Source organism: Neisseria sp. HMSC078H04, from assembly GCF_001838135.1.
In the GTDB taxonomy this organism is placed as follows: Bacteria; Pseudomonadota; Gammaproteobacteria; order Burkholderiales; family Neisseriaceae; genus Neisseria.
The window spans coordinates 47,649-73,436 of the sequence record NZ_KV835834.1 but is presented as its reverse complement, the minus strand read 5'-3'; the positions used below and the strand labels follow the sequence as shown (position 1 = coordinate 73,436).

Below are 25,788 nucleotides of genomic sequence, written 5' to 3'. Positions count from 1 at the left end.
CCATGACCGATAATAAACAAACCCATTGGGCGGCGCAGCCCGAACGCGGCAGCCGCCTGTTTCTCGCTCTGACCACATTGATGGTGCGCTATCTGCCGGCTTTTTTCATGAGGCCGTGCATTTGGTTTGTGGTGCTGTATTTTTATGCAACCGCGCCCAAACCGCGCCGTCATGTCTTACGCTATCAAACCCGTCTTCAGACGGCCTTTCCCCATACCGTCCTGCCGAAACACAGCGTATTCAAACAATTCATCGCATTTGGCGAAGCGGTTTGCGACCGTTTTGCCGTGTGGCAACGCAAAATCCGTTATGAAGATTTGGTGATTGAAGATCCGGACGACATCTATTCGCAAGTCAAGCGCAACGAACGCGGCCAGATTTTTGCCTGCTCACACTTGGGCAATACCGAAGTTTGCCGTGCGCTGGTGTCACACCATAAAAATTTCAGACTCAATGTATTGGTGCACAGCAAACACGCGCAGGCATTTAACGAGGCATTGCAAAAAGCCGGCGCAGATCATATCCGTCTGATTCAGGTGACAGATTTGGACACCACCCTGATGATGGAATTGAACCGCCGTATCGAAGACGGCGAATGGATTGCCATCGCGGCCGACCGCGTGCCTGTACGCGGCGAGAAAACCGCCGACATTAATTTCCTAGGCCACACTGCCCCTATGCCGCAAGGCGCATGGCTATTGGCTTCGCTTTTAAAAACACAGGTAAACACGCTGTTTTGCGTCAAACAAAACGGCCGCTATCATTTGAAACTGCGCCGCTTTACCGACACTTCCAGCTGGAAACGCGGCAACCGCGAGGCTGCCGTCAAAGATGCGATGCAGCGTTTTGCCGACATTTTGGCGCAAGAATGTGCGCAAAATCCGCTACAATGGTTCAATTTTTATGATTTTTGGGGCGAAGACGCCGTCTGAAACCATCACACTCACTCTTTTAAACCATGAAAAAACACATCTACTGCCAACACAGCTTTGAAACCGAAGTTCCTTTTTTTGACGTAGATGCCATGCACATCGTGTGGCACGGCAACTATGTCAAATACCTTGAAACCGCACGTTGCGCTTTTTTATCTTCCATCGGTTACGACTACAACGAAATGGGACGGCAGGGGTACAGCTGGCCGATTGTGCAGATGAACCTCAAATACATCCGCCCTGCCCGTTTCGGCCAAAAAATCCGCGTTAATATGGACATCGTTGAAATCGAAAGCTGCCTGCGTATCGATTACACCATTTACGATGCTGAAACCAACGAAAAACTAACCCGCGCTTTGACTACCCAAGCCGCAGTATCACTTTCAGACGGCCTGATGCAGTTTCAAACGCCGGACAGCTGGTTGGAAGCAGTAAAAAGACATCCGACATTTAAGGCCGTCTGAAAAATTTAGCGATTAAACAACATATTGCCTGCTTATCAGCATTACCCTTTATAATTTTAAATTTCCGTTTTCAGACGGCCTTTATCCTCAAACCGCACACATTATGCTACTGAACCTCAACCGCTTTGCCTTTCCTGTTTTCTTAAAAGAAACCCGCCTGCTTACCGCCCTCGCCCTGCCTATGCTGTTGGCGCAAGTGGCGCAAGTGGGTATTGGTTTTGTCGATACGGTGATGGCCGGTGGCGCAGGTAAGGAAGATTTGGCCGCGGTGGCTTTGGGCAGTAGCGCGTTTTCCACGATTTACATTACCTTTATGGGCGTGATGGCGGCATTGAACCCGATGATTGCCCAGCTGTACGGCGCAGGTAAAACCGAAGAAGTCGGCAAAACAGGAATGCAGGGCATTTGGTTTGGCTTGTGTTTGGGCGTATTCGGTATGCTGTTGATGTGGGCGATGATTACGCCATTCCGTCATTGGCTGACATTGAACGATTATGTCGAAGACACGATGGCGCAATATATGTTCTTCACCAGCTTGGCAATGCCTGCCGCCATGATACACCGCGCCCTGCACGCTTATGCCTCTAGCTTGAACCGTCCGCGCGTGATTATGTTGGTCAGCTTTGCGGCGTTTGTGTTGAATGTGCCGCTGAACTATGTGTTTGTTTACGGCAAATTCGGTATGCCTGCTTTGGGCGGCGCAGGTTGCGGCGTGGCAACGGCGGCGGTATTTTGGTTCAGCGCATTGGCTTTGTGGCTTTATATCGCCAAAGAAAAATTCTTCCGTCCGTTTGGTTTGACGGCAAAAATCGGCAAACCCGATTTGACGGCTTTCAAACAGATTTGGAAAATCGGCGCACCCATCGGCTTGTCTTATTTTCTAGAAGCCAGCGCGTTTTCGTTTATCGTCTTTTTGGTGGCGCCATTCGGCGAGGATTATGTCGCCGCGCAACAAGTCGTCATCAGCCTGTCGGGTATTTTGTATATGGTTCCGCAAAGCGTCGGCTCGGCAAGCACGGTACGCGTTGGCTTTTCGCTCGGGCGGCGCGATTTTTTGCGGGCGCGTTATATTTCAGGCGTGTCGCTGGTGTTGGGCTGGGTACTTGCCACCTGTACCGCGCTGCTCTTGGTCATCTTTCGCTTTCAGTTGGCCGGTATGTACACCAACGATGCGGCCGTATTAGGCATTGCCGCAACCGTTTTATTTTTCGCCTCCCTATTCCAACTGGCAGACGCCACCCAATGTATCGCTTCATATGCGCTGCGCGGCTATAAAGTGACCAAAATGCCGATGTTCATCCATGCCGTGGCTTTTTGGGGTTGCGGCCTGTTGCCCGGCTACCTGCTTGCCTATCATGCTGATATGGGCATTTACGGCTTCTGGACCGCGCTGACCGCTTCACTGACGATTGCCGCCATCGCCTTGGTGTGGTGCTTGGAATTGTGCAGCAGGGAGATGGTCAGATCGCATAAGGCCGTCTGAAATTTCTTTCAGACGACCTCCATTGATATTTCATTTACGGCTTATTCACTTTTAAGGAAAAAAATGTTTTCAACCTCTATTATAGAAAAACTTGCTTACTATGTTTATTGCTTGATTGACCCTAGAGACGGCAACATTTTCTATGTAGGTAAAGGTGTGGGCAATCGCGTTTTCCATCATGCCCTAGGTTCATTACAAGAAACAGAAACGCCAAGTGATAAAATTGCCTTGATTAGGGAAATACATCAAAGTGGAAACCAACCCGTGTATTACATTCTGCGGCACAACATCCAAACAGACAAACAGGCTTTTGAATATGAAGCGATGGCAATAGACCTACTCTCCTTAGTCAAACCGAGCCAGCAGCCGCTAACTAATATTCAAGGCGGCACGCATTCTTCTGAAGTAGGATTGATGAGCTTGTCCGAATTAAAACGAAAATATGATGCACAAGAATTGAAAACTGATAAACCCATTGTTTTAATTACGATTAATAACGAATACGAGAAACTGAAAAAAGGCATCAGATCCGGAAATATTCCTGAAGCCGATAGGGATAAGGAAATTTACGAACGTACACGGAAATATTGGAAAATCGGAAGCAGGCGTGAAAAAGCAAAATATGCAGTTGCAGTCTATCGCGGCTGGACATTAGCAGTGTATGAAATCGAAAGATGGATTTCTGCCGACGATATTATTCAAGGTCGTTGGATGTTTGAAGGCAAGCCGTTACCAGATGACTCCAAAATTTATGAAGAAATCGTGAATAAGCTGACCTATTCTTCCCAAGAAAACTATAAAGCGCCCCAAAACCCCATTACCTATCGTAATTGTTAAACAGTAAGTTTTCAGACGACCCGAATCCACAAAATCACAAATCATCATGCAACCCATCCAATACCAAACCGACCTCACCCCCTACAACACTTTCGGTCTTCGCGCCCAAGCCCAAGCCTTTATCGCGCTCGAACACGCCGATGAATTGCGCGACATCGTCCGACTGCCCGAGTTCGACCGCGATACCGTTTTATGGCTCGGCGGCGGCAGCAATATCCTTTTGATGGAGGACTATGCGGGTCTGGTTGTGCATATGGAAAACAAGGGAATACGCGAAATTGAGCGTTCAGACGGCCTGGTTTATATCGAAGCGCAAGCCGGGGAAATTTGGCATGATTTTGTTTTACATACGGTTGAACTGGGTTTAAGCGGGCTGGAAAACCTTAGCCTGATTCCGGGCACGGTCGGCGCGTCTCCGGTACAAAATATCGGTGCATATGGTGTTGAAGCGAAAGATATTATCCATAGCGTACGCTGCTTTGATTTGGATACAGAAACCTTTGTCGAGCTTTCCAATGCCGACTGTGACTTTGCCTATCGTGAAAGCCTGTTCAAACAGGAAGGCAAAGGCCGTTATGTGATTGTTTCGGTTGTATTTGCATTAAAAGAGCATTTTGTGCCGAACTTGGGCTATGGCGATTTGGCGGCAGCGGTTGCCGAACTGAGCCAAGGCCGAGAAGCAACAGCTAAAGATGTTTCCGACGCGGTGTGTGCAATCCGCAACAGTAAACTGCCTAATCCTAACATGCTTGGTAATGTCGGAAGTTTCTTTAAAAACCCTGTTGTCAGCGCTGCAAAAGCTGCCGATTTGTTGCAGCAATACCCCGATATGCCACGCTATCCGCAGCCTGACGGTTCGGTCAAACTCGCAGCCGGCTGGCTGATTGACCAATGCCGTCTGAAAGGCCATCAAATCGGCGGTGCGGCCGTGCATGACAGACAGGCTTTGGTTTTGGTGAATAAAAACAATGCATCCGCGCAAGATGTCCACCAGCTGGCACAATATGTTTGTAATACAGTATTTACTCAATTTCAGGTAGAATTACACGCAGAACCCAACTGGCTGCCGACTTCATACAGCCTATAAAACAAAGGAGTGTATCCCATGCCGCGCATTGCTAAAGTCAACACTTACACACGAATCATCAATGCCAGCCTCGCCTTGTTCAACGAAGAAGGCGAGCGCAATATCAGCACCAACCATATTGCCGCCCACTTGGGCATCAGCCCGGGCAATCTCTACTACCATTTCCGCAACAAAGACGAAATCATCGTCCAATTGTTCAAGCGTTACAGCGAAGCCCTGCTTGTCTACCTTAACGAAGCCGTATTGCCGTCTAATGTGGAAGACTCCATCAACTACATGGCCGGTATTTATGATGTGATGTGGGAATACCGTTTCCTTTTCAGCGATGTGAATACCCTGCTTGCCCGCAGTGCCGAATTATTGGGTGAACACAATACCTTTACCCAAGCCAAAGTTTCCCCGCTGCTGGTCAACCTACTGACCCAGCTCAACGGTCTGAACATCATCAGCGCAGACCAAACCGCCATGAACGACCTTGCCGTCAATATGTGGATGGTGACGAAATACTGGTTCGACTTCGACAGCTCCCTGCGCGGTCGAGCCAAGTTGACCGAAGACTCCAAAGTACGGGGCATCAGCCGCACACTCAGCCTGTTGCGCCCTTACCTCCTGCCGGAACATCGTGCCGAATTCGACCAAAAAATCGGCAGCAACCATTAATTTTTTCCATACAAAGGCCGTCTGAAAACGTGGCTTTAACCAAGTTAAAGCGATTTTCAGACGGCCTGTTAATTTTCGGATGCTTTATTTATGCACCTTCCCGATATTTCCATTCTCGGCTTAGGCTATCTCGGCCTGCCGCTGGCACAAAAATTTTATGAGCAAGGCAGTCAGGTAGCCGCCGTCAAACGCAACCTAACCTCCGACGACATCAATCTGCCGATTGAACTCGACATCATCGATTTGAATCAAGACGATATTTTTCACAGTTCGACCTTGTGGCAAAACCATATCAACAAGCCGACATGGTTCTGCCTGCTTCCGCCTTCGTCATTAAACCATTACGCCGATACCCTGAAAAAATGGATTCAACTTGCCGAGCAGTCCAAGGTACAACACATCATCTTTACCAGCAGCACCAGCGTGTATGGCGACCAAGCACGCATATGCGATGAAACCACGCCGCCCGATCCGCAAACCGAATCCGCCCGTCAAATCCTCGCAGTCGAGCAAACCTTGCTTGAAAGTGTCGTACCCCATATCGACATACTGCGACTGGGCGGACTTTATTCTGCCGACCGTCATCCCATTACCAAGCTGGTTCAAAAAACACGTATTCAAGGCGGCAATCAACCCGTCAATATTCTTCATAAAGACTTGGCTGTCCAAGTCCTTTTTCAGACGGCCTGCCAAGCTGACGGCAAGCGTATCCGCAATATTGTCGAACCCCGCCACCCAAGCCGGGCTGAATTTTATACTGCCGAAGCAGCCAAACTCGGCCTACCGGCTCCTGATTTCATCGTTGATGACAAAAGCAACGGCAAAATTGTAAATACCGTTTGCGCAGACGGGCTAAGCCTGTAAAATTGCGACTCAACCCATTCATCCGTTTCAGACGGCATTTAGAGTAAACCATGTCCGCCCTATTTCCCCTTATCAACCACCTGATACAGCAAAATCCAGAGCAACAGTGCGAGCTGTCTGAATTTGCAGGCAGCATCATCTGCATCAGCCTGACCGGTTTCAGACTGACCGGACGCATCAGCGAACAAGGTTTTCTTGAAACCGCAAACGAAACCGCCGACACCAACATCACATTCCACAATAGCGCCATCCAAAAAATCCTCCAAGGCGGTCAGCCCGGCGTGGGCGACATCAGCCTCGAAGGCGACTTGGTATTAGGCATGTCCGTCCTTCCTATTTTGGGTGGACTGCGCTATTATCCGAGCGAAGATTTGGCACGTGTATTCGATCATGTGGCCGCAGAAAGCATCAGCTCGCGCGCCGGCGACATCGGCCGCACCATGAAAAAAATCGGCAAAAGCATTGCCGAGCAAATCAGCGACTTTTCACGCGAACCCGAATCCCCTGTTATCGACCAAGCCACGCTTGCCGCATGGTTGGAAGAAGTGGACAAACTGCGTGACGACGTTGCCCGCCTAAACGAACGCCTCGATCGGCTCGAGCGCGATATCTGGATAGATTAGACACTTAATTTCAGACGGCCTACTATCATGAAAAGCCCATTTAAAAATATCGGTATCGTTACACGTCCCAATACGCCCGAAATTCAAGATACCGTCCACACATTGGTTTCTTTTCTGCGCGAAAACGGCTTCACCATCTATCTGGATGAATTGAGCGTAGAAGAACACTGCGTCTATATCCAAGATTCCGCCTACTGCGAAACCGTAAACAAAGCCCAGCTGGGCAAATACTGCGACCTCGTCGTTGTACTCGGCGGCGACGGTACCTTCCTCTCCGCCGCCCGTGAAGTCGCCCCGCGCGCCGTACCCATCATCGGTATCAATCAAGGCCACTTGGGCTTTCTCACTCAAATCTCACGCGACACCATGGTTGAGGGCATCCGCCCCGTACTGGAAGGCAAATATCTGCCCGAAGAGCGCATCCTCATCGAAGCCAGCATCATTCGTGACGGCGAAACCATCGAACGCGCCCTCGCCCTCAACGATACCGTACTGTCTCGTGGCGGCGCAGGCCAAATGATTGAATTTGAAGTATTTATCAATCAAGAATTTGTCTATACCCAACGTTCGGACGGCCTGATTATTTCCACGCCGACAGGTTCGACCGCTTATGCACTTGCCGCCGGCGGCCCCATCATGCAAGCCGGTTTGCACGCCTTCACGCTTGTGCCTATCTGTCCGCAATCCATGACCAACCGCCCGATTGCCATCTCCGACACCAGCGTAATCGAAATCCTCATTACCAAAAGTGGCGACGCACGCGCACATTTTGACGGACAATCCCATATCGACGTGCAAAACTTCGACCGCATCATCATCCGCCGCTATCACAACCCCTTGCGCGTCCTCCATCCCACCGATTACCAATACTTTAAAACCCTGCGCCAAAAGCTGCATTGGGGCGAACAATTGATTTAAACACCACTTCAATAAATAGGCTTACCATGAAAACCATTTCCCAAACCTTAATCATCGCGCTGTGCGCCCTTTCCTCCCTCTCCGTCTCCGCACACGGCATGCACAAAAGCAAACCCTTGTCCTTTGAAGAATTGCCGAAAATCTGCCAGCAATACTTTACCCGTGCGGATGCGTGTTACCAAAAAGCAGGCGATAAAGCATCGTTCCAACGCGACAACACAAAATACCTGCGCCAAATCCTGCCCGCCGCCGACGTAGGCCAACGTGAACGCATGTGCCAAATTGCCATGGATACATTCGCCGAAAAAACAAAAAACTTGAGTTGCGAATAAAGGCCTCCGCCTTAGCTCTAGTAATTTTTGATTTCATAAAAAGGCCGTCTGAAACATTGGATTGTTTCAGACGGCCTGATTACAAGGTTCTTACCTATTAAGAAGAGACCACAAAATCCACTGTATGCGCCTCACTGTAATCAGGGATTTCCAGCTTTTCTATCATGCGGTGCAACACATCATTCGGCACGGAATGTTCGCGGTTACGGTTTTGCGATAGTAATTGCGTGTAAGGCACTTCCAAATAAATGAGATGCACACGTGCGCCGTAATCGGCAAACATCGGCAGCCATTTGCTGCGCAGGTCGCGGTTGAGGTTGGTCGCATTGAAGACAAATGACGTATGGGCTCGCAGATATTCCTTTGCCTGCTCTTTACCCAAACGCACTGCTTCGGCGGTATGTTTGGAATCCGCGGGATTGAGTTTACGCTCACGGCGAATCTCATCCAGCGACAGCATAGGCAGATGAGCAAGATGTTGCCTGATGTAACTATCTTTACCGCTGCCTGCTATGGCACACATGGCGTACACATCAAAGGTCTGATCATCAAATGGCTGATAATCCGGCATTTCGCTACGGCCGTTAAGATAGAGATAGCGGCCGTAGTCGCTGGCGAACGTACGTGCCTCACCCCAACAGGCATTTTCTTCACAGAGTTCACGAAACAAATCAATGCGCAGCAAAATATCCTGTTGATCGCAACATATACGACCGAGAACATCAGCTTTAGCAAACATGGCAAGATGCGCAGTATTGACCTGCAAACTGGCCGCTATGACGGCTCGCTCAGGATTAGGCTTGTTAATCGCCCATAAGGGCAATCCGTGCAAACGCACGAGTTTGGCGATTGCTTCTCTTACAGCAAACGGAGCGGCAAGTTCGGTATACAGTAAAGTACGGGCGGTATGCTCGCCTTTTTTTGCGTGATGCGGCGAAACGATACGCTCTTTACCGTTTTCTATTTCACGCTTGGTCGTACTGCGTTTTTCCACATCATGCAGCATGGCGGCAGCAAACAGAATATGCTGCTCCTGTCCATCAAGCGCTTGGAACTCGGGCAGTTGTAAAAGGGCTTCGCATACCATTTTGGTATGCGTAAATACATCGCCTTCAGCATGCCACTCAGGGTCTTGCGGAACATCCTTCATATCGGCAAACCAGCTGAAACGACGTTCTAAGGCTTGCCAATCAGGAAGTTGACCGGGTATGTAATCTGGGAATGTCCACATAATTGTCTTTCTTATTATTGGATAATTGGACTTCAGGCCGTCTGAAACTGCCAGCTTTGCCAATGGTATTTGTCGTAATCGATAAGACGGGCAGGCTTCCAAGTTTTCGTCCAATGAACGTCGGTTTTAACGTGTTTGGCTCGCACCAATTTGAAAAGATTATCAAATTCATTGAATTGAACAGGCAGGTTGCCGTTGTTGGTGGCAAAATCAGCGGCGTTCCGGATAACGAAACCTTCACTGCATGCCGCTCCTGTTTTCGGATCGTAGCCGCCAAGCTTACCGGCAGTTTGTACGCTGTCTGTCCACAGCTCTCCCAAATTAGCGGCAAGCCATTGCGCTAAAGCAATATCTTCATTGGCGTATTTTTGAGTGAAATCTGCAAGAGGCTGGACAATGGGTATTTCTGGCACAGTCGGAAAATCAAACAGCTGCGCATAAAATTTAACCTCTTCCCATGAAAGCCAATGTCCGCTACGGCGGACTGCAAACAGGTAAAAATAGCTTTCCAGTTGCGAATAGGCAATCGAATGAATGCCATACATATTCTCGCCAAAAAGTTCAAGATCGCCTAAATCATCTTTGATTTGCTGCCATCGTTGCAGCAAAGGTTTATCCCACGGATGCTGGGTAGGCGCAGCATGACTACGGGCATAGAGACCGTGTGCGGCAAAGCAGTTGTTTTGCCCATCTAATTTTTCGGTTAAAACCAATTTCGGCAGTGAGGCAAAATATGAAAGAAAGCCGCGCGGCATAAAACGGTCGTCAGAGGTGGTACCAAGGCTGATGGGCGCGTGCAGGCTGCGGGCGTATTTTTGAGGTTCGGTTGTCGTCATAATATTTTTTCCTTTTTATTCATTTTTTAATTTTCTTTTCAAGTGTTCCCTGCAACCCGTTACATTTTCCCCACCATATTTCCTTGTTTGGAAACCAAAAGTTGGTCGATTTTCAAATTTTCGGTATCGATGATTTCAAATTTATAACCGGCATAAACCAGAAAATCCGTACGCTTCGGGATTTTGCGCAGGGAATACATCATAAAGCCGGCGATGGTTTCGTAGTTTTCCGAATTGGGAAACTCTTCGATATCCAGCGCGCGCATGACATCGGTAAGCGGCGTGGCACCGTCCACCAACCATGTGTCTTCTGTACGGCGGATGATTTGCGGCTCTTCTTCGGTATTGACCAGCTCGCCCATAACAATGCTCATCACATCTTTCAGCGTTACCACGCCGACCACCAGCGCGTATTCGTTCACCACTACGGCAAAGTCTTCGCCGGAAGTTTTGAAGGTTTCTAAGACATCGTAAAGCGACAGCGTGTCGGGGATGAACAAGGCTTTACGCAACACGCGCTTGTCGGTCAGGCGGACGTCTTTTTCTTTTAAAAACAAAGTCAGCAGCGTATGCGATTCGATATAACCGATGACGCGTTCCAAATCGCCGTCGCATACGAGGAATTTGTTGTGCGGTTTGTCCGACATCATTTCCAATACGGTATCGCTGTCGTCGTGTTTGTCAAAATAGACGATATATTCGCGCGTGCTCATGGTGGAAGTGACCGTGCGCTCTTGCATATCGAAAATGTTTTCAATCAGATAGTGCTCTTGTTCTTTCAACACACCAGCCTGAGCGCCTGCATCAACGACGGCATAAATATCTTCCGAGGTCAGCTGCTCCTGACGAACAGTTGAGATTTTGAAGAGTTTGAATATTGCGTTTGCCAACCCGTCAAAAACCCAGACAAGGGGTTTTAATATAAAAATCAGAAACATCATCGGACGGACAATGCGTACCGCCACCGCTTCGGGATGGGTCATTGCCATACGCTTGGGCATCAGGTCGGCAATTAAAATAAAGCTGCCTGTAACCAGCGAGAAAGTCAGCAAAGAGGCAATTGTGCTGCCCCAACTGCCTGCGTTCTCCAATAGTTTGCCAAAATACGGACGTATTGCTGCCTCGCCGACAATACCGGCAAGAATGGCGACGGCGTTCAAACCAATTTGGACAACGGTAATAAAACTGCCCGGCTGCTGCTGCATATTAATTACATCAAGCGCACGGGTATCGCCGCCGTCTTTCGCCATGACCTGCAATTTGATTTTACGTGCCGAAGCAAGCGCGAGTTCGGAACAGGACACAAACGCGCTAATGACAATCAGCAGGCACAATAATAGTAAGGCTTCAAAAATATTCATGAAAAAGTTTGTGTATGGTATAGGTTAAAAATATTCAAACAGCAAAGGCCGTCTGAAAAATTCAATTTGATCTTAGATTTGTATTATGTACATTTATTGTTTTAATCATCCAGCGCATCTTCATCCAAGGATTTCAACCATTTTAGCTTTTCGCCAATTTTGATTTCCAGCCCGCGCAGGACGGGTTGGTAGAAATCGGGTTCGTCCAAGCCATCGGGCATATAGCTTTCGCCGGCGGCGTAGGCGTTTGGTTCATCGTGGGCGTAGCGGTATTCGCGTCCGTAGCCCAATTCTTTCATCAACTTGGTCGGCGCATTGCGTAGGTGGACAGGCACTTCGTCGCTGGCATTTTCTTTGACGAAACGGCGCATTTGGTTGTATGCCTTATAGCCTGCATTGGATTTGGCGGCTGCGGCGAGATACAACACGGCTTGAGCTAAAGCAAGCTCCCCTTCCGGCGAGCCTAAGCGCTCATAAGTTGCGGCGGCATCATTGGCAATCGTTAAAGCACGCGGATCGGCCAAACCGATGTCTTCCCATGCCATGCGGACAATGCGGCGGGCGAGATAGCGCGGGTCGGTGCCACCGTCGAGCATACGGCAGAACCAATACAATGCTGCATTGGGATGCGAACCGCGCACGGATTTATGCAGCGCAGAAATTTGGTTGTAGAAACTCTCACCGCCTTTGTCGAAACGGCGGATTTGCGCGCCCAAGCTGTCGGCGAGAAATTCAGCAGTCAGGGTTTTCAGACGGCGTGTATTAGCAGCGCGTAAAAGCTGCTCGATCAAGTTCAACAATCTGCGCGCATCACCATCGGTGGTATTCACGAGCAATTCTTGCGCATCCGCTTCAATTGTAAACTCTTGGTATTCAGGCAAAGCCAATACTTTGGCAATCAGCTTCTTCAGGTCGTCTGAAGACAAGGATTGCAAGACATAAACTTGCGCCCTGCTGAGTAATGCCGGATTGACTTCAAAAGACGGGTTTTCCGCGGTAGCACCGATAAAGGTTAACAAGCCACTTTCGACATAAGGCAAAAATGCGTCCTGTTGCGCTTTGTTGAAGCGGTGTACCTCGTCAACAAACAAAATCGTCGCGTGCCCTTGCTGCAAGGCAATTTCAGCTTTCTCGATTGCCTCGCGTATGTCTTTCACACCGGAAAATACAGCGGAAACAGGCAGAAACTGGGCATTGAAACTCTGCGCCAAAATCCGTGCCAGCGTGGTTTTGCCTACACCTGGCGGCCCCCACAGCAACATAGAATGCGGCTTTCCTCCCTCGACCGCCACGCGCAAAGGTTTACCTTCGCCGATTAAGTGCTGCTGCCCAATAACATCGTCTAAAGAATGCGGGCGCAGGCGTTCGGCTAAAGGGGCTTCGGGTTGACGGGCAAAAAGGTCGGACATAGCGGATTCCGTGAAAAGGGTTTTCAGACGACGTGGATTATAGCAGGTCGTCTGAAAGGGGGATTAACGCTCTTTGGGCGTAATATCAATATAATTTTCATTCAAAATTTGTAGTGATCTCCCGCTGATGACGATACATTCCTCAGCTAATTTTGCAGCTTCCTCTTTTCCTTTGTTGTTTTCAGCAGTGGGCGGGCAGAAAACTTTGGTGTCACCTAAGTTCCAAGCCATATAGCCGTATAAGGCATTGTTGCGTTGTTCAGGTTTCGAAGAACAATCAATACCTTTTTTTAATTTTTCATTTTCTGAAAGTATGGGACATTTGAATTTTTGTTTTAATTTAACCAAGTCATTTTTGTTAATGCCATTGATTTCTTGGAAGCCGTTGTTTTGTTGAAAATTATTATGTAATAAATACCATGAAGAGTTTTTAGGAATTTCCACAAATCGAACAGGATAAAGCATATGTATTGCAGAGTTATTAGAATATGAAAGCAAAAGTAAAAATGACAAAAAAGAAAGAAAAACGGGAAATGTATAAATAGATTTATTTTTTGCTTTGATGCTATTGCTTTTATTTATCTCATCTACTACAAATTTGATATTTAGGAATATAAAGAAACTTAAGCAATATAAGTACATGTATTGTGTTAATCCGTTAGGTATCCAATCATATGCTAGGATTATAAAAATGAAAGGGTAAAAAAGCATTGTAAATGATATAAAGAGCAAGATGAATAGTATAAATAAGGTGGATTTGATAGTACTCAGAAATGAAATTACACTTTCTTTGGTATATTTAAAATCTGCTACTGAGCCTAGTATAAGAATGAGTGGAATTGTCGTTATAATTATGAAGATTAAACAAGTAAAATAAAATATAGTATATAAAATTTGGAAGAAATAAATTTTAATAGATTTAATAGACTTTAGAATTATATTTTGTTTTTTATTATCACAATAGTTATCTGATGGCAGTTCATATTTTAAAAGTTTTGAAAAAATGTAGATATTTCCCTGTAGTAGATAAAAAAAGCAGGGTAGTGTCAATATAATTAGAGAAAAAACATGAATTGGTAAGTTATCTTTATTCCCAAAGTATTCCATTAGTATAAGTAATGTAATCAGAATCGGGAAGCTTGAGGCTAAAGTATATAAAGGTAAATGTAGTTTTTTAAGCTTCTTCCCTTGTTTTCTATATTCACTAGATATGTGTAGTAGAAAATAAGGAGATACAAAAGGAAAAATGAAAACTATAAGAATTAGAGCAAAAACAAATAAAATAGTAGTTAAACTGGAAGAAGAAGTCATGGCATCAGGGAAGATGCTAGATTGTTCAATAAAATCTAAATAGCGATGAGTTAAAAAGCTTCCAAGTATTAATCCAAGCGCAGCCAAAGCTGCAAAAAATTTACCAACTATTTCTAAATAATTGATAAATATTGATTTTTCATTTAATTCTGAAGACTTTATAAGTAATAGTGATCTAATTTGTTTCTGTTTGTTTTTTTTAAAATGATTCATGTCTAAAAATGCCCCATTTTTAAATAAGTACTGAATTATACCCCGACTTTCCCCAATCCCCCATCTCACACTGCTTACGGTATAATACGCGTTTGTTTAAAGACTTTGCGGGGCGTTTCAGACGACCTTGCGGCAAGGGATAATTATGAATATGAAGAAGGTTGCTGCCGTTGCTTTGGCGGCTGTATTGTTGGGCGGTTGCGCTTATAATTCTGACTCGGCGTTCGGCGGGTTGGGCGGCGGTACGGGTATCGGCGGCAGCGTGGTGAAAATGGCAGTCGATCATCAATGCCGTTCGGAGTTGAACAAGCGCAATGAATGGCGTTTGGTCGCGCTAACGATGAGCGCGGACAAACAGCGCGAGTGGGAAGACAAAATCTGCGGCTGCGCGAGCGAGGAGGCGCCGAATCAGGTGTCCGCGCAAGAGTTGATGGATGTTTTGAATCCTTCTTCGCGGGATCGGGCGATTGCGTCGGTAACGGTGAAAACCGTCAATGCTTGTTTCAAGCGTTTGTATAGATAATGTTTTTCAGACGACCTCTGTGTAACGGGGTTGTCTGAAAGTTTATAGTAGATTAAGGTCGGGATAAGGCGACTTGCGGGATGGTTCTCAGGCGGGTTTCCTGTTTTGACCGGCAATATTTTTGTTTTTATAGAGAAGAAATCATGAAATATATCAGCACCCGCGGTGCAACCGCACGCAAGCAATTCAGCGAAGTTTTATTGATGGGTTTGGCTCCTGACGGCGGTTTGATGCTGCCTGAGCAATACCCTCAAATCGACCGTGCTACCTTAGACCAATGGCGCACACTCAGCTATCCTGAACTGGCGTTTGAAGTCATGAGCCTGTTTGCCACCGACATTCCTGCTGATGATTTACGCGACATCATCAACCGTACCTACACCGAAGAAGTATTCGGCACCAAAGCCATTACTCCGGTGCGTACACTTTCAGACGGTATCAAAATCCAAGCCCTCTCCAACGGCCCGACTTTGGCATTCAAAGACATGGCCATGCAATTCTTGGGCAATGCGTTTGAATATGTATTGAACAAAGAAGGCAAAGAACTCAATATCTTAGGCGCAACCAGCGGCGACACCGGCTCTGCCGCCGAATATGCCCTGCGCGGTAAAAAAGGCGTCAATGTCTTCATGCTGTCTCCGGAAGGCAAAATGAGCGCATTCCAACGCGCGCAAATGTTCAGCCTGCAAGATGCCAACATCCACAATATCGCCGTTGAAGGCATGTTTGACGACTGCCAAGACATCGTCAAAGCCGTACAAAACGATGCCGAATTCAAAGCCAAATACCATATCGGCACAGTCAACTCCATCAACTGGGGCCGTATTGTCGCCCAAGTCGTGTACTACTTTGCCGGTTATTTCAATGCCACTTCGAGCAATGACGAAAAAGTCAGCTTCTGCGTACCAAGCGGCAACTTTGGCAATGTCTGCGCCGGCCATATCGCCCGTCAAATGGGCCTGCCTATCCATCGCTTGATTGTTGCCACCAATGAAAACGACGTATTGGACGAATTTTTCAAAACCGGTGCATACCGCCCGCGCAACAGCGAACACACCCACGTCACTTCCAGCCCGTCTATGGATATTTCCAAAGCCTCCAACTTCGAGCGTTTTGTGTTTGACCTGATGGACCGTGATGCAGACGAAATCAAAACATTATGGGCTGAAGTAGGCTCCGGCAAAGGTTTCAATTTGGAATTTGCCTTAAACAAAGTACATCAACAATATGGCTTTGTTTCCGGCAAATCAACCCATGCCAACCGCCTTGCCACCATCAAACAGGTTTACGAACAAGACCGTGAATTGATTGATCCGCATACAGCCGATGGCGTCAAAGTTGCCCGTGAAGTCCGCGAAGCCGGCGAAACCATCGTCTGCCTCGAAACCGCATTAGCTGCCAAATTTGAAGCCACCATCCATGAGGCTGTCGGCGAAGTTTCCATCCCCCGCCCTGCCGCATTGGAAGGCTTGGAAAATCTGCCACAACGGGTCCGTGTTGTCCCTAATAATGCAACGGCAGTGAAAGACATCATTAAGGAAGCCCTGGCTTAACCGGCCGTCCTTGACGACTGCACAGGCCGTCTGAAAAAGTTTCAGACGGCCGCAACCGATATTTGAGAAGTGGGTAACATTATTGCCAAACCCACCACGCCGCAGTCGTTCCCAATATAAAATCAAGGCGTTAAAACAATACCGACTCCTTTTGACTTTCAATTGCAAACATTGTAATGACAGATATTTTCGTTTAGAATTGCATGTTTGCTCTAAATTTGGATTGATATGCAGACAACACAAGCCACATCCAACTGGGAGCTGTACAAGCGTTTGCTTGGATATTTGAAAAGCTATTGGAAGATGTTTATCGTCTCCGTAGTGGCCATGCTGATTGTCGCCGGTACGATGCCGGCTTTCGGTTACTTGCTCAAACCTTTGATCAATGAAGGTTTTGTCGATAAAAACATGAAAAGCATGTCATGGTTGCCGCTGGCAATTGTGGCGCTGTTTTTCGTTCGCGGCCTGTTTAACTTCATCAACGAATATTGCACGACGTATCTGTCCAGCCACTTGGTGCAGCGCTTGCGCGGTGAAATGTTCAACAAAATGATGCATCTGCCGACTTCGTATTTCAGCAGCAATACCGGCGGCCGTTTGATGTCTCGTATCTTGAACGACGTCAATCAAATTACCGATGCAGGGTTTAACGTCATTACCGTGATTGCTAAAGACGGCGTGAGCGTAGTCGGCCTATTGGGCTTGCTGACTTATCTGAACTGGCGTTTGACCCTGATTACTTTTATCATCTTGCCGGTTGTTGCTGTATGTATCCAAACAGTCAGCAAACGCCTGCGCAAACTGTCCGCCAACAACCAAATTTATCTTGGCCAGCTGATGCAGGTTTTGGGCGAAAGCATCAACGGTGAACGCGTTGTAAAAATCTACGGTGGCCAAGATTATGAAAACCGTCGCTTCAACCGTATTGCCGACGATGTGCGCCGCAACCTGCTCAAACAGGTTTCCGCCAGCTCTGCCGGTACCGGCATTACGCAATTGATGGCTTCGGTTGCATTGGCTGCGATTATTTATGCAGCAGCGCGCCAAGCCGGACTTTCCGGCTTCAGCGCAGGCGATTTTATGTCGTTTTTGTCCAGCATGATCATGATGTTTGACCCCATCAAACGCATGACCGGCGTGATGCAATCCCTACAACGTGGTTTGGCAGCGGCAGAAAGTGTCTTCACCTTTTTGGATCAACCCGAAGAAAGCAACGAAGGCAAACAGATTCTCAGCCCAAACCCTGGCAATATCGAATTTTGTGATGTTGTACACCGTTATCCCGAAGCCGAACGCAACAGCTTGAACCATATCAACCTGCTTGTCCCGCAAGGCAAAGTGACTGCATTGGTCGGCGCATCGGGTTGCGGTAAAACCACCCTGGCCAATATGTTGCCGCGCTTCCTTAATCCAGATGAAGGCAAGGTTTTGATTGGCGGCGTCAACATCAATGAATATACGCTCGAAAGCCTGCGCAGCCGCATGGCATTCGTCAGCCAAAACGTTGTCCTGTTTAATGGTACGATTGCTGAAAACATTGCCTATGCTCAAGCTGACAAATTCAGTGAAGAAGAAATTATCAATGCTGCAAAAGCCGCGAATGCTTGGGAATTTATCCAAAAAATGCCGCAAGGCTTGCACACTGAAGTTGGCGAAAATGGTTTAAAACTGTCCGGCGGCCAACGTCAACGCCTCGCCATTGCGCGTGCGCTTTTGAAAAATGCGCCGATTTTGATTTTGGACGAAGCCACCAGCGCATTGGATAATGAATCCGAACGTTTGGTGCAAACCGCATTGGAAAACCTGATGCAAAACCGTACCACATTGGTGATTGCCCACCGACTTTCGACCATCGAAAAAGCCGACAACATCGTTGTTATGCATGAAGGCAATGTCGTAGAACAAGGCACTCATCATGAATTGATTAGCGCAGGCGGACGCTATGCCGACCTGCACAGCCTCAGCGAAAAATCAGCCAAACCGGCAAGCAAGTAGCTGAACACCATATTCCATTCTTTTTATTAACCTTGGCCGCCCCGACCTACCCTTTTCAGACGGCCTTATCCGACAGGAAATATCAATGGCAGCATTCAATACCCAGAAAGTCTTGTCCGTACACCACTGGACCGACGCTTACTTCACTTTCACCTGCACCCGTGACGAATCTTTGCGCTTTGAAAACGGCCAGTTCGTCATGGTCGGCCTGATGGTTGACGGCAAACCGCTGATGCGCGCATACAGCGTGGCTTCTGCCAACTGGGAAGAGCATCTGGAATTTTTCAGCATTAAAGTACAAGACGGCCCATTGACCAGCCGCCTGCAACACCTTAAAGTCGGTGATGATGTCCTCATCAGTAAAAAACCGACCGGTACATTGGTTGCCGGCGACCTGAATCCGGGCAAACACCTCTACCTCTTGAGCACCGGTACCGGCATCGCACCTTTCTTGAGCATTACCAAAGACCCTGAAATTTACGAGCAATTCGAAAAAATCATCTTGGTTCACGGCGTACGCTACAAAAAAGACTTGGCATACTACGACCGCTTTACCAAAGAATTACCCGAACACGAATACCTGGGCGACTTGGTTAAAGAAAAATTGATTTACTATCCGATTGTTTCACGCGAAGACTATGTACACCATGGCCGTCTGACCGATTTAATGCGCAGCGGCAAACTCTTCGAAGACATCGGCCTGCCTAAAATCAATCCGCAAGACGACCGCGCCATGTTGTGCGGCAGCCCTGCTATGTTGAAAGACACCTGCAACGTCTTGGACGAATTCGGCCTGACCGTTTCTCCGAAAACCGGTGTCCGCGGCGACTACCTGATTGAGCGCGCATTCGTCGATCAATAACGTATCCCCGGCAGCAGGCCGTCTGAAACCCTTCTTTCAGACGGCCTAAACCTTAATAATTTATCCCACATTATGCCTACTCTACTCATCATCCGTCCGTCCAACCGTCCACAGCAAGATATCCAAACCTGCCATGCAGCTGGTTGGCAGGCTCAAGTATTGAGTCCGATCGAAATAGAGGCAGACCGTTCGGCACTAAACAAACTTCCCGAACAATTTAAGCAAGCCGATGTCGTGTTTTGGGTCAGCCCCACCGCTATTGAAACCGCAGCGCCGCATCTGAACTTTTCAGACGGCCCTAAAGCACACATTACCGTCGGCCAAACCAGCCAACATACTTTGGCGCAATTCTCCCCCTATCCCGTATTCTCTCCCGAAGACGGCAACGACAGCGAAGCCGTCTTGAGAATGCCTATTTGGAAAAACCTGCCACCCAACGCCCGAGTTCTAATCATTCGAGGCCATGGAGGCCGTGATTTTTTAGCAGATAAACTGACCGAACTGGGTTTCCAAATCGACATCGCCGAAATCTATTTCAGACGGCCACACGCCATCGATTGGCAGAACTTTAAAACCGAAGACATCGCCGCCGCCTACGTCACATCCGGCGAGCTCGCGCGCGAATTTTTCCATCAGATTCCGCCGCAATTTTCCCGATTCTTCGAATCCTTGCTATACTTCACCCACCATCCGCGTATTGCCGATGCGCTTCGCATCGTCGGCGCCAAACATGTAGAAACCGTCACTTCTTTATCCGCTGCACTTTTATCCATGCCACAAAGGAGCCAAGCAGTGAACCCAGTCGAAGACAATAAAGATACCCAACAAGTTGCCAATACGGCAGCTCCGGCGCCTGAACGTTCTGAAAACACCAGGCCTTCTGAACAAATCAAACCTACCCAACCTCAGCGAGTGGAGGCGAGCATGACCGAGTCCAACAATCTCCCACAAAACAACGCCCCTGTTATCATCAAACAATCTGGCGGCAAAGCCTTGGCTGCAGGTGCGATCGTCTTGGCACTGCTTGGCCTAGGCGCGAGCGGATTCCTGTTTGTACAGGGTCAAAATGTTTTAAAAAACCAAGAGCTCGAATTCAACCAAAAAATCGACAAAGCCGCGTTAGGTGAATCTGAAAACGCCAGCCTTTTAAAAGACAACCTCAACCGCCAAACCGCTATTCAGGCCGAGTTAGACCGCCTGAACAACGGTCAAAAAAGCAATAGCGATCAAATCCTGCAAATGCAGAAAGCTTATCAAGAGCTGCTCAAAGGCCGTATCAACTGGCTGGTCGATGAAGCCGAATCCATGTTGAACACTGCTTCACAACAATTGATGCTGTCAGGCAACCTTCAAGGCGCGGTCAGCGTATTGGAACACATTGACAGCCGCTTAAGCCGTTTTGAACAGCCTGAGCTTATCCCCATCAAGCAAGCCATCAGCAATGATTTGGCCGCGCTAAAAAACCGTCCTTATGTCGATATTTCCGCTACTGCCTTGCGTATCGACCGTTTGGAAACCGGTATTTCAGGCCTGCCTTTGGTTTTGGACGGCGTATTGAAACCGGGAGCCGCGCCTGTCGAAGCCGCTAATTCAGGAACTTGGTGGGAAAACACATGGGAAAAATCCCTCAATGCCCTCAAAGGCTTGGTTGAAGTCCGTCATCTGGACAGCAACGACGCCATGTTGATTTCGCCCGAACAAACCTACTTCATCCGTGAAAACCTGCGCCTGCGCCTTTTGGATGCACGCATTGCCCTGTTGCAACACAACGGCGAAGTGTACCAAAGCGATTTGAACAACGTTGAAGCAACCGTGAAACAATACTTCGACAGTAAATCCCCTGCTACCCAGTCATGGTTGAAAGAGTTGGCCGAACTCAAAGCTCTTGATGTCCGCATGATTTCAGACGACAGCCTGAAAGCCAGCTTGAGTGCTGTTCGCGCTTATCAAGAAGGTTCGCGTACACAAATGACGACCGAAGAAGCTGCACAAACCCAAGCCGCCGAGAAAACCGCTTCTGCTCCGCCGGCAACTACCGAGCAAGCCACGACTGCCGCACCGGCTGCCACTTCTGCCCCTCAATCTTTAGAAGCACCTGCATTGCCGTCTGAAAACAAAAAAGAACCGGCCGCCGAAGCTGCCAAACCACAAAACCAAACCAAGCCTGCTGTCAAAATTAAAGGAGAGCAAGCATGAAAACCGTCGTTTGGATTGTCATTCTGTTTGCCGCCGCAGTCGGTTTAGCGTTGGCTTCCGGCATTTATACAGGCAACGTGTACGTCGTGGTTGAGCAAACCATGCTGCGCATCAATCTGCATGCCTTTGTTTTAGGCCTGCTGTTGAGCGTATTCGTCTTGTATTTCCTGATTAAATTCGTGTTCGGCCTTTTGAACCTTCCGGCGCGTATGCAACGATTCGGCATTGCCCGCAAAGGCCGTCAGGCTTCTGCCTCTTTGAACAGCGCAGGTTTGGCATATTTTGAAGGCCGTTTTGAAAAAGCCGAACAAGAAGCCGCCAAAGTCTTGCAAAACAAAGAAGCAGGCGACAACCGCACCCTGGCTTTGATGTTGGGCGCACACGCGGCCGACCAAATGGAAAACTTCGAACTGCGCGACCGCTACCTGCACGAAATCGAACATCTTCCGCAAAAGCAACAGCTTTCCCGTCATCTTTTGTTGGCTGAATCCGCACTGGGCCGCCGCGATTATCCGACTGCCGCACAAAACCTTGAAGCCGCAGCCAAAATCAACGGCAACTTAAGCCGCTTGGTGCGCCTGCAATTGCGTTATGCCTTTGATCACGGCGATGCTTCAGATGTCTTGGCAAAAGCGGAAAAACTGGTCAAAGCCGGCGCTATCAACGATTACGAAGCAGAACAGTATCAAAACTGGGCATATCACCGCCTCTTGAGCGAAGTAACCGATGCAGGCCGTCTGAAAGCCTGTTTGAAACAGATTCCCGAAAGTGTGAAGTCTGGCGAATTATGCGTCGCGATTGCCGAGAAATACGAGCGTTTGGGCTTGTATGCCGAAGCGGTCAAATGGGTAAAAACCCATTATCCGCAAAACCGCCAGCCCGAGCTATTGGAAGCATTTGTCGAATCCGTTCGCTTCCTAAGCGAGCGCGACCAGCAAAAAGCCATCGATTTGGCAGATTCTTGGTTGCAGGAACAACCGGACAATGCGCTACTGTTGATGTATCTCGGCCAACTGGCTTACGGCCGCAAACTTTGGGGCAAAGCCCAAGGCTACCTCGAAGCCAGCATCGCCCTGCAACCCAGCGTATCAGCGCATTTGGTCTTGGCCCGCGTGTTTGATGAAACCGATCAACCGCAAAAAGCGCAAGAACAACGCAATCTGGTTTTGGAAAGCGTGGCCGAAGAAGAACATCCTGCAGCCCTTCCTCAACCAAATTGATGTGCCGGCTTCGCATTAACAACTCATGAAATCTTTCATACCAGCTTCTATTTAATTATTTCAGACGGCCTGAATAAACAACTAAGGCCGTCTGAACTTTGTTCCAACATACCAAATCAGAAAGCCTATTTATCATGACTGCTCTGAAAAACGATACTTTCCTCCGCGCCCTGCTCAAACAGCCTGTCGAATACACGCCCATCTGGATGATGCGCCAAGCCGGCCGCTATCTACCTGAATACAAAGCCACACGCGCACGCGCAGGCAGCTTTCTCGATTTGTGCAAAAACACCGAGCTGGCGACCGAAGTCACCATCCAGCCTTTAGACCGCTTCGATCTGGACGCGGCAATTCTGTTTTCCGATATTCTGACCGTCCCCGACGCCATGGGTTTAGGTCTGTATTTTGCTGAAGGCGAAGGCCCGAAATTTGAACGTGCCTTGCAACACGAAGCCGACATCGCCAAACTGCAAGTTCCCGATATGGAAAAATTGCAATACGTCTTTGACGCGGTAACTTCCATCCGCAAAGCACTGGACGGCCGCGTGCCGCTCATCGGCTTCTCCGGCAGCCCGTTCACACTCGCCTGCTACATGGTCGAAGGCGGCAGCAGCAAAGAATTTCGCACCATCAAAACTATGATGTATTCGCGCCCTGATTTGCTGCATAAAATCCTCGACACCAATGCCCAAGCTGTTACCGCCTACCTCAACGCCCAAATCGATGCCGGCGCACAAGCCGTACAAATTTTTGACACTTGGGGCGGCGTGTTGAGCGATGCCGCATTTAAAGAATTCAGCTTGAAATATATCCGTCAAATCGTAGCCGGACTCAAACGCGAAAACGAAGGCCACCGCGTGCCTGTTATCGTGTTTGCCAAAGGCGGCGGCTTATGGCTGGAAAGCATGGCAGAAATCGGTGCAGACGCATTAGGCTTAGACTGGACCTGCAACATCGGCGAAGCCCGCCGTCGCGTCGGCGAACAAGTTACCCTGCAAGGTAACTTCGACCCGTTTGCCCTCTTCGGCACACCGGAATCTATACGCACCGAAGTTGCGCGCATCCTTGCCGACTACGGCAACGGCAGCGGCCATGTATTCAATCTCGGCCACGGCATCAACCAACACGCCGACCCCGAACACGCCAAAATTTTGGTCGATACCGTACACGAATTGTCCCGTCAGTATCACCGTTAATGAAAGCAACGCAAAGGCCGTCTGAAAACAAAAACACAATTATCGTGTAAATTTGTTTTCAGACGGTTTTTCTATATACTTAATATTTGAAGCTTGTCGGCCCAAACCTTCAAATTGAAAAAACCAACCACTCCCCACCGAATATGAATTTCTTAAAAGACATTACCTGGACCGAGATTTTTATCTTCGCCCATACCTGCGCCGCACTCGCCTGCATGCTGCGCGTGTTGTACAAACAAAAAAACATCGGCTCAACCTTTGCCTGGCTGATTATCCTCTTCCTTTTCCCCGTATTCGGAACCATCGCCTACATCCTCATCGGTGAGCCGCGTCTCGGTACGGCCCGCGCCAAACGTACCGGCGAAATGAACCGTTTCTACCGCAACTTTGCCGCCGCCCACCTTACCGATATGTATCTCGATATTGCCGACCAAGTGAAATCACGTTACCACGGCATCAGTAAAGTTGCCGAAAAAGGAACGGGGCTGGGTGCAACCCGAGGCAACGCCATGAGCCTGCTCTCAACTACCGACACCATCATCGACAGCATGCTTGCCGACATACACGGCGCAGCCCATTCCTGCCTGTTGGCCTTTTACATTATCGAACCCAAAGGCCGCATTGAAGAAATTCTAAATGAAATCCTTGCCGCCAAAGCCAGAGGCGTAGACTGCGCCATACTGGCCGACGCCGTCGGCAGCAGGAGCTTTCTTGAAAGCGATTGGGTAGAGAAACTGCGCCAAGCCGGCGTTGAAGTACATACCTCATTACCTGTCGGCATCTGGCGTACATTATTCACACGCACCGACCTGCGCAACCACCGTAAACTCCTCGTCATCGACAGCAAAATCGGTTACACCGGCAGCTTCAACCTCGTCGATCCGCGCTACTTCAAACAAAATTCAGGCGTCGGCGAATGGATAGATGCCATGATGCGTTGCACAGGACCTATGGTACTGGAGCTGTCAGCCGTCTTCTTCGCCGACCTTGCCGTTGAAACCGATAAAAACCTCCAAAACGTACAAACATACCTCAACCAAGCAAAAAACCTGCTGCCCAAAATCCTTCCCGAAAAAATGCAGCAAGGCAATATTGTTGCCCAAATCATTCCCTCCGCCCCCGAGCAAAGCAGCTTCGTCATCTACGAAACCATCATTAGCGCCATCTATGCCGCTACCAAACAAATCACAATTACCACCCCCTACTTTGTCCCCGACGAGCCGCTTCTCATGGCGTTAACCGTTGCCGCCAAACGCGGCGTCAAAGTGACCCTGATACTGCCTGCCAAAGTCGATTCACTGATGGTGCGCTATGCCTCACGCGCCTACTACCCTATGTTGCTGGAAGCCGGTGTCAAAATCGCCATGTTTGAAGGCGGTCTTCTACATGCCAAAACCATGACCATTGACGAAGACTACTCCCTCTTCGGTACGGTCAACATGGACATGCGCAGCTTCTTCCTCAACCTCGAAATCAGCCTCGCCATCTACGATCGCGACACCACTAAACAAATCTGCCACCTACAGCGCAGCTACCTTAAAAACAGCAGCTATATTGCCATCAAATCATGGCAACAACGCTCCAAACTCCGCGGCCTCGTAGAAAATGCCGTCCGCCTGATGAGCCCTTTGCTGTAAAACATAAATATTTAGGCCGTCTGAAAAATATTTTTCAGACGGCCT

Annotated in this window: 23 protein-coding genes and 1 pseudogene; 19 read left to right on the top strand and 5 right to left on the bottom strand. The window is 48.5% G+C overall.

All coding sequences use genetic code 11. The features are described 5' to 3' along the window. Positions 1–2: 2 nt before the first annotated feature. The 10 genes from HMPREF2560_RS04635 to HMPREF2560_RS04590 all read left to right on the top strand — a co-directional run bounded on the left by HMPREF2560_RS04635 (position 3) and on the right by HMPREF2560_RS04590 (position 8,200). Positions 3–932, top strand: coding sequence for an LpxL/LpxP family acyltransferase (locus HMPREF2560_RS04635; protein WP_070608792.1), 930 nt, complete (start codon positions 3–5; stop codon positions 930–932). Positions 933–958: 26 nt separating this feature from the next. Continuing rightward, entirely contained in the window at positions 959–1,396 is a 438-nt protein-coding gene (locus HMPREF2560_RS04630) for an acyl-CoA thioesterase (RefSeq protein WP_070608789.1), read from the top strand. A gap of 103 nt (positions 1,397–1,499) precedes the next feature. Further along, complete coding sequence (locus HMPREF2560_RS04625; RefSeq protein ID WP_070735118.1) at positions 1,500–2,879, top strand: MATE family efflux transporter; 1,380 nt, start codon at positions 1,500–1,502, stop codon at positions 2,877–2,879. Between the two features lie 63 nt (positions 2,880–2,942). Further along, entirely contained in the window at positions 2,943–3,716 is a 774-nt protein-coding gene (locus HMPREF2560_RS04620; RefSeq protein ID WP_070608787.1) for an LEM-3-like GIY-YIG domain-containing protein, read from the top strand. Between the two features lie 46 nt (positions 3,717–3,762). Then, the gene (murB, locus tag HMPREF2560_RS04615; RefSeq protein ID WP_070608785.1) at positions 3,763–4,803 is read left to right on the top strand and encodes a UDP-N-acetylmuramate dehydrogenase; all 1,041 of its coding nucleotides are present in this window, start codon (positions 3,763–3,765) and stop codon (positions 4,801–4,803) included. Positions 4,804–4,821: 18 nt separating this feature from the next. Then, positions 4,822–5,463: a TetR/AcrR family transcriptional regulator gene (locus HMPREF2560_RS04610; protein WP_004519965.1), complete on the top strand. Its 642-nt coding sequence runs from the start codon at positions 4,822–4,824 to the stop codon at positions 5,461–5,463. 90 nt (positions 5,464–5,553) lie between these two features. Next, positions 5,554–6,327, top strand: a complete 774-nt coding sequence (locus HMPREF2560_RS04605) for a Rossmann-fold NAD(P)-binding domain-containing protein (protein ID WP_070608783.1) — start codon at positions 5,554–5,556, stop codon at positions 6,325–6,327. A 50-nt stretch (positions 6,328–6,377) separates the two neighbouring features. Next, positions 6,378–6,950 carry a ubiquinone biosynthesis accessory factor UbiJ gene (locus HMPREF2560_RS04600; RefSeq protein ID WP_070608781.1) on the top strand — a complete coding sequence of 191 codons (573 nt, stop codon included), beginning with the start codon at positions 6,378–6,380 and terminating at the stop codon, positions 6,948–6,950. A gap of 27 nt (positions 6,951–6,977) precedes the next feature. Beyond that, entirely contained in the window at positions 6,978–7,868 is an 891-nt protein-coding gene (locus tag HMPREF2560_RS04595; protein WP_039863638.1) for an NAD(+) kinase, read from the top strand. A gap of 26 nt (positions 7,869–7,894) precedes the next feature. After that, complete coding sequence (locus HMPREF2560_RS04590) at positions 7,895–8,200, top strand: hypothetical protein (RefSeq protein WP_049332487.1); 306 nt, start codon at positions 7,895–7,897, stop codon at positions 8,198–8,200. 97 nt (positions 8,201–8,297) lie between these two features. Here the strand turns inward: HMPREF2560_RS04590 and HMPREF2560_RS04585 are convergent, their stop codons facing one another. The 5 genes from HMPREF2560_RS04585 to HMPREF2560_RS04565 all read right to left on the bottom strand — a co-directional run bounded on the left by HMPREF2560_RS04585 (position 8,298) and on the right by HMPREF2560_RS04565 (position 14,630). Continuing rightward, a complete protein-coding gene (locus HMPREF2560_RS04585; protein WP_070608779.1) occupies positions 8,298–9,431 on the bottom strand; it encodes an AAA family ATPase in 1,134 nt (377 codons plus the stop codon). 32 nt (positions 9,432–9,463) lie between these two features. Continuing rightward, complete coding sequence (locus HMPREF2560_RS04580) at positions 9,464–10,267, bottom strand: RNA ligase family protein (RefSeq protein WP_283116700.1); 804 nt, start codon at positions 10,265–10,267, stop codon at positions 9,464–9,466. A gap of 59 nt (positions 10,268–10,326) precedes the next feature. Beyond that, positions 10,327–11,628 (bottom strand): polyamine export protein PaeA, encoded by a 1,302-nt coding sequence (locus tag HMPREF2560_RS04575; RefSeq protein WP_070735116.1) that lies wholly within the window; start codon positions 11,626–11,628, stop codon positions 10,327–10,329. Between the two features lie 101 nt (positions 11,629–11,729). Further along, entirely contained in the window at positions 11,730–13,037 is a 1,308-nt protein-coding gene (locus tag HMPREF2560_RS04570; protein ID WP_070608773.1) for a replication-associated recombination protein A, read from the bottom strand. 63 nt (positions 13,038–13,100) lie between these two features. Continuing rightward, the gene (locus tag HMPREF2560_RS04565; protein ID WP_070608771.1) at positions 13,101–14,630 is read right to left on the bottom strand and encodes a hypothetical protein; all 1,530 of its coding nucleotides are present in this window, start codon (positions 14,628–14,630) and stop codon (positions 13,101–13,103) included. 82 nt (positions 14,631–14,712) lie between these two features. Here HMPREF2560_RS04565 and HMPREF2560_RS04560 point away from each other — a divergent pair, with 82 nt between their 5' ends. From HMPREF2560_RS04560 to cls, 9 genes and pseudogenes are all read left to right on the top strand, one after another. Next, positions 14,713–15,084 (top strand): hypothetical protein, encoded by a 372-nt coding sequence (locus HMPREF2560_RS04560; protein WP_070609020.1) that lies wholly within the window; start codon positions 14,713–14,715, stop codon positions 15,082–15,084. Positions 15,085–15,227: 143 nt separating this feature from the next. Continuing rightward, a complete protein-coding gene (gene thrC, locus HMPREF2560_RS04555; RefSeq protein ID WP_070608769.1) occupies positions 15,228–16,637 on the top strand; it encodes a threonine synthase in 1,410 nt (469 codons plus the stop codon). 228 nt (positions 16,638–16,865) lie between these two features. Beyond that, a complete protein-coding gene (msbA, locus tag HMPREF2560_RS04550; protein ID WP_070608767.1) occupies positions 16,866–18,632 on the top strand; it encodes a lipid A export permease/ATP-binding protein MsbA in 1,767 nt (588 codons plus the stop codon). An 85-nt stretch (positions 18,633–18,717) separates the two neighbouring features. Continuing rightward, positions 18,718–19,494 (top strand): ferredoxin--NADP reductase, encoded by a 777-nt coding sequence (locus tag HMPREF2560_RS04545; protein ID WP_003746329.1) that lies wholly within the window; start codon positions 18,718–18,720, stop codon positions 19,492–19,494. 72 nt (positions 19,495–19,566) lie between these two features. Continuing rightward, positions 19,567–20,259, top strand: a pseudogene (locus tag HMPREF2560_RS11410) (uroporphyrinogen-III synthase); the annotation flags it as partial. Between the two features lie 159 nt (positions 20,260–20,418). After that, on the top strand, positions 20,419–21,690 hold the full coding sequence (locus tag HMPREF2560_RS11405; RefSeq protein WP_283116704.1) for a uroporphyrinogen-III C-methyltransferase: 1,272 nt from the start codon (positions 20,419–20,421) through the stop codon (positions 21,688–21,690). Then, entirely contained in the window at positions 21,687–22,910 is a 1,224-nt protein-coding gene (locus HMPREF2560_RS04535) for a heme biosynthesis protein HemY (RefSeq protein ID WP_070608763.1), read from the top strand. Before HMPREF2560_RS11405 ends, HMPREF2560_RS04535 begins: the two co-directional genes overlap by 4 nt. Before the next feature lie 134 nt (positions 22,911–23,044). Further along, positions 23,045–24,106 (top strand): uroporphyrinogen decarboxylase, encoded by a 1,062-nt coding sequence (hemE, locus tag HMPREF2560_RS04530; protein WP_070609018.1) that lies wholly within the window; start codon positions 23,045–23,047, stop codon positions 24,104–24,106. A 143-nt stretch (positions 24,107–24,249) separates the two neighbouring features. Next, entirely contained in the window at positions 24,250–25,743 is a 1,494-nt protein-coding gene (gene cls, locus HMPREF2560_RS04525) for a cardiolipin synthase (protein ID WP_070608761.1), read from the top strand. Positions 25,744–25,788 lie beyond the last annotated feature (45 nt).

Bases quoted from the DNA above. Each gene is read 5' to 3' on its own strand.
- HMPREF2560_RS04580 (WP_283116700.1), bottom strand. From the start codon at position 10,267: ATGACGACAACCGAACCTCAAAAATACGCCCGCAGCCTGCACGCGCCC.
- msbA (WP_070608767.1), top strand. From the start codon at position 16,866: ATGCAGACAACACAAGCCACATCCAACTGGGAGCTGTACAAGCGTTTG.
- HMPREF2560_RS04590 (WP_049332487.1), top strand. From the start codon at position 7,895: ATGAAAACCATTTCCCAAACCTTAATCATCGCGCTGTGCGCCCTTTCC.
- thrC (WP_070608769.1), top strand. From the start codon at position 15,228: ATGAAATATATCAGCACCCGCGGTGCAACCGCACGCAAGCAATTCAGC.
- HMPREF2560_RS04610 (WP_004519965.1), top strand. From the start codon at position 4,822: ATGCCGCGCATTGCTAAAGTCAACACTTACACACGAATCATCAATGCC.
- HMPREF2560_RS11405 (WP_283116704.1), top strand. From the start codon at position 20,419: ATGACCGAGTCCAACAATCTCCCACAAAACAACGCCCCTGTTATCATC.
- HMPREF2560_RS04560 (WP_070609020.1), top strand. From the start codon at position 14,713: ATGAAGAAGGTTGCTGCCGTTGCTTTGGCGGCTGTATTGTTGGGCGGT.
- HMPREF2560_RS04600 (WP_070608781.1), top strand. From the start codon at position 6,378: ATGTCCGCCCTATTTCCCCTTATCAACCACCTGATACAGCAAAATCCA.
- HMPREF2560_RS04595 (WP_039863638.1), top strand. From the start codon at position 6,978: ATGAAAAGCCCATTTAAAAATATCGGTATCGTTACACGTCCCAATACG.
- HMPREF2560_RS04570 (WP_070608773.1), bottom strand. From the start codon at position 13,037: ATGTCCGACCTTTTTGCCCGTCAACCCGAAGCCCCTTTAGCCGAACGC.
- HMPREF2560_RS04585 (WP_070608779.1), bottom strand. From the start codon at position 9,431: ATGTGGACATTCCCAGATTACATACCCGGTCAACTTCCTGATTGGCAA.
- HMPREF2560_RS04535 (WP_070608763.1), top strand. From the start codon at position 21,687: ATGAAAACCGTCGTTTGGATTGTCATTCTGTTTGCCGCCGCAGTCGGT.
- HMPREF2560_RS04545 (WP_003746329.1), top strand. From the start codon at position 18,718: ATGGCAGCATTCAATACCCAGAAAGTCTTGTCCGTACACCACTGGACC.
- cls (WP_070608761.1), top strand. From the start codon at position 24,250: ATGAATTTCTTAAAAGACATTACCTGGACCGAGATTTTTATCTTCGCC.
- HMPREF2560_RS04625 (WP_070735118.1), top strand. From the start codon at position 1,500: ATGCTACTGAACCTCAACCGCTTTGCCTTTCCTGTTTTCTTAAAAGAA.
- hemE (WP_070609018.1), top strand. From the start codon at position 23,045: ATGACTGCTCTGAAAAACGATACTTTCCTCCGCGCCCTGCTCAAACAG.
- HMPREF2560_RS04635 (WP_070608792.1), top strand. From the start codon at position 3: ATGACCGATAATAAACAAACCCATTGGGCGGCGCAGCCCGAACGCGGC.
- HMPREF2560_RS04620 (WP_070608787.1), top strand. From the start codon at position 2,943: ATGTTTTCAACCTCTATTATAGAAAAACTTGCTTACTATGTTTATTGC.
- HMPREF2560_RS04630 (WP_070608789.1), top strand. From the start codon at position 959: ATGAAAAAACACATCTACTGCCAACACAGCTTTGAAACCGAAGTTCCT.
- HMPREF2560_RS04605 (WP_070608783.1), top strand. From the start codon at position 5,554: ATGCACCTTCCCGATATTTCCATTCTCGGCTTAGGCTATCTCGGCCTG.
- murB (WP_070608785.1), top strand. From the start codon at position 3,763: ATGCAACCCATCCAATACCAAACCGACCTCACCCCCTACAACACTTTC.
- HMPREF2560_RS04575 (WP_070735116.1), bottom strand. From the start codon at position 11,628: ATGAATATTTTTGAAGCCTTACTATTATTGTGCCTGCTGATTGTCATT.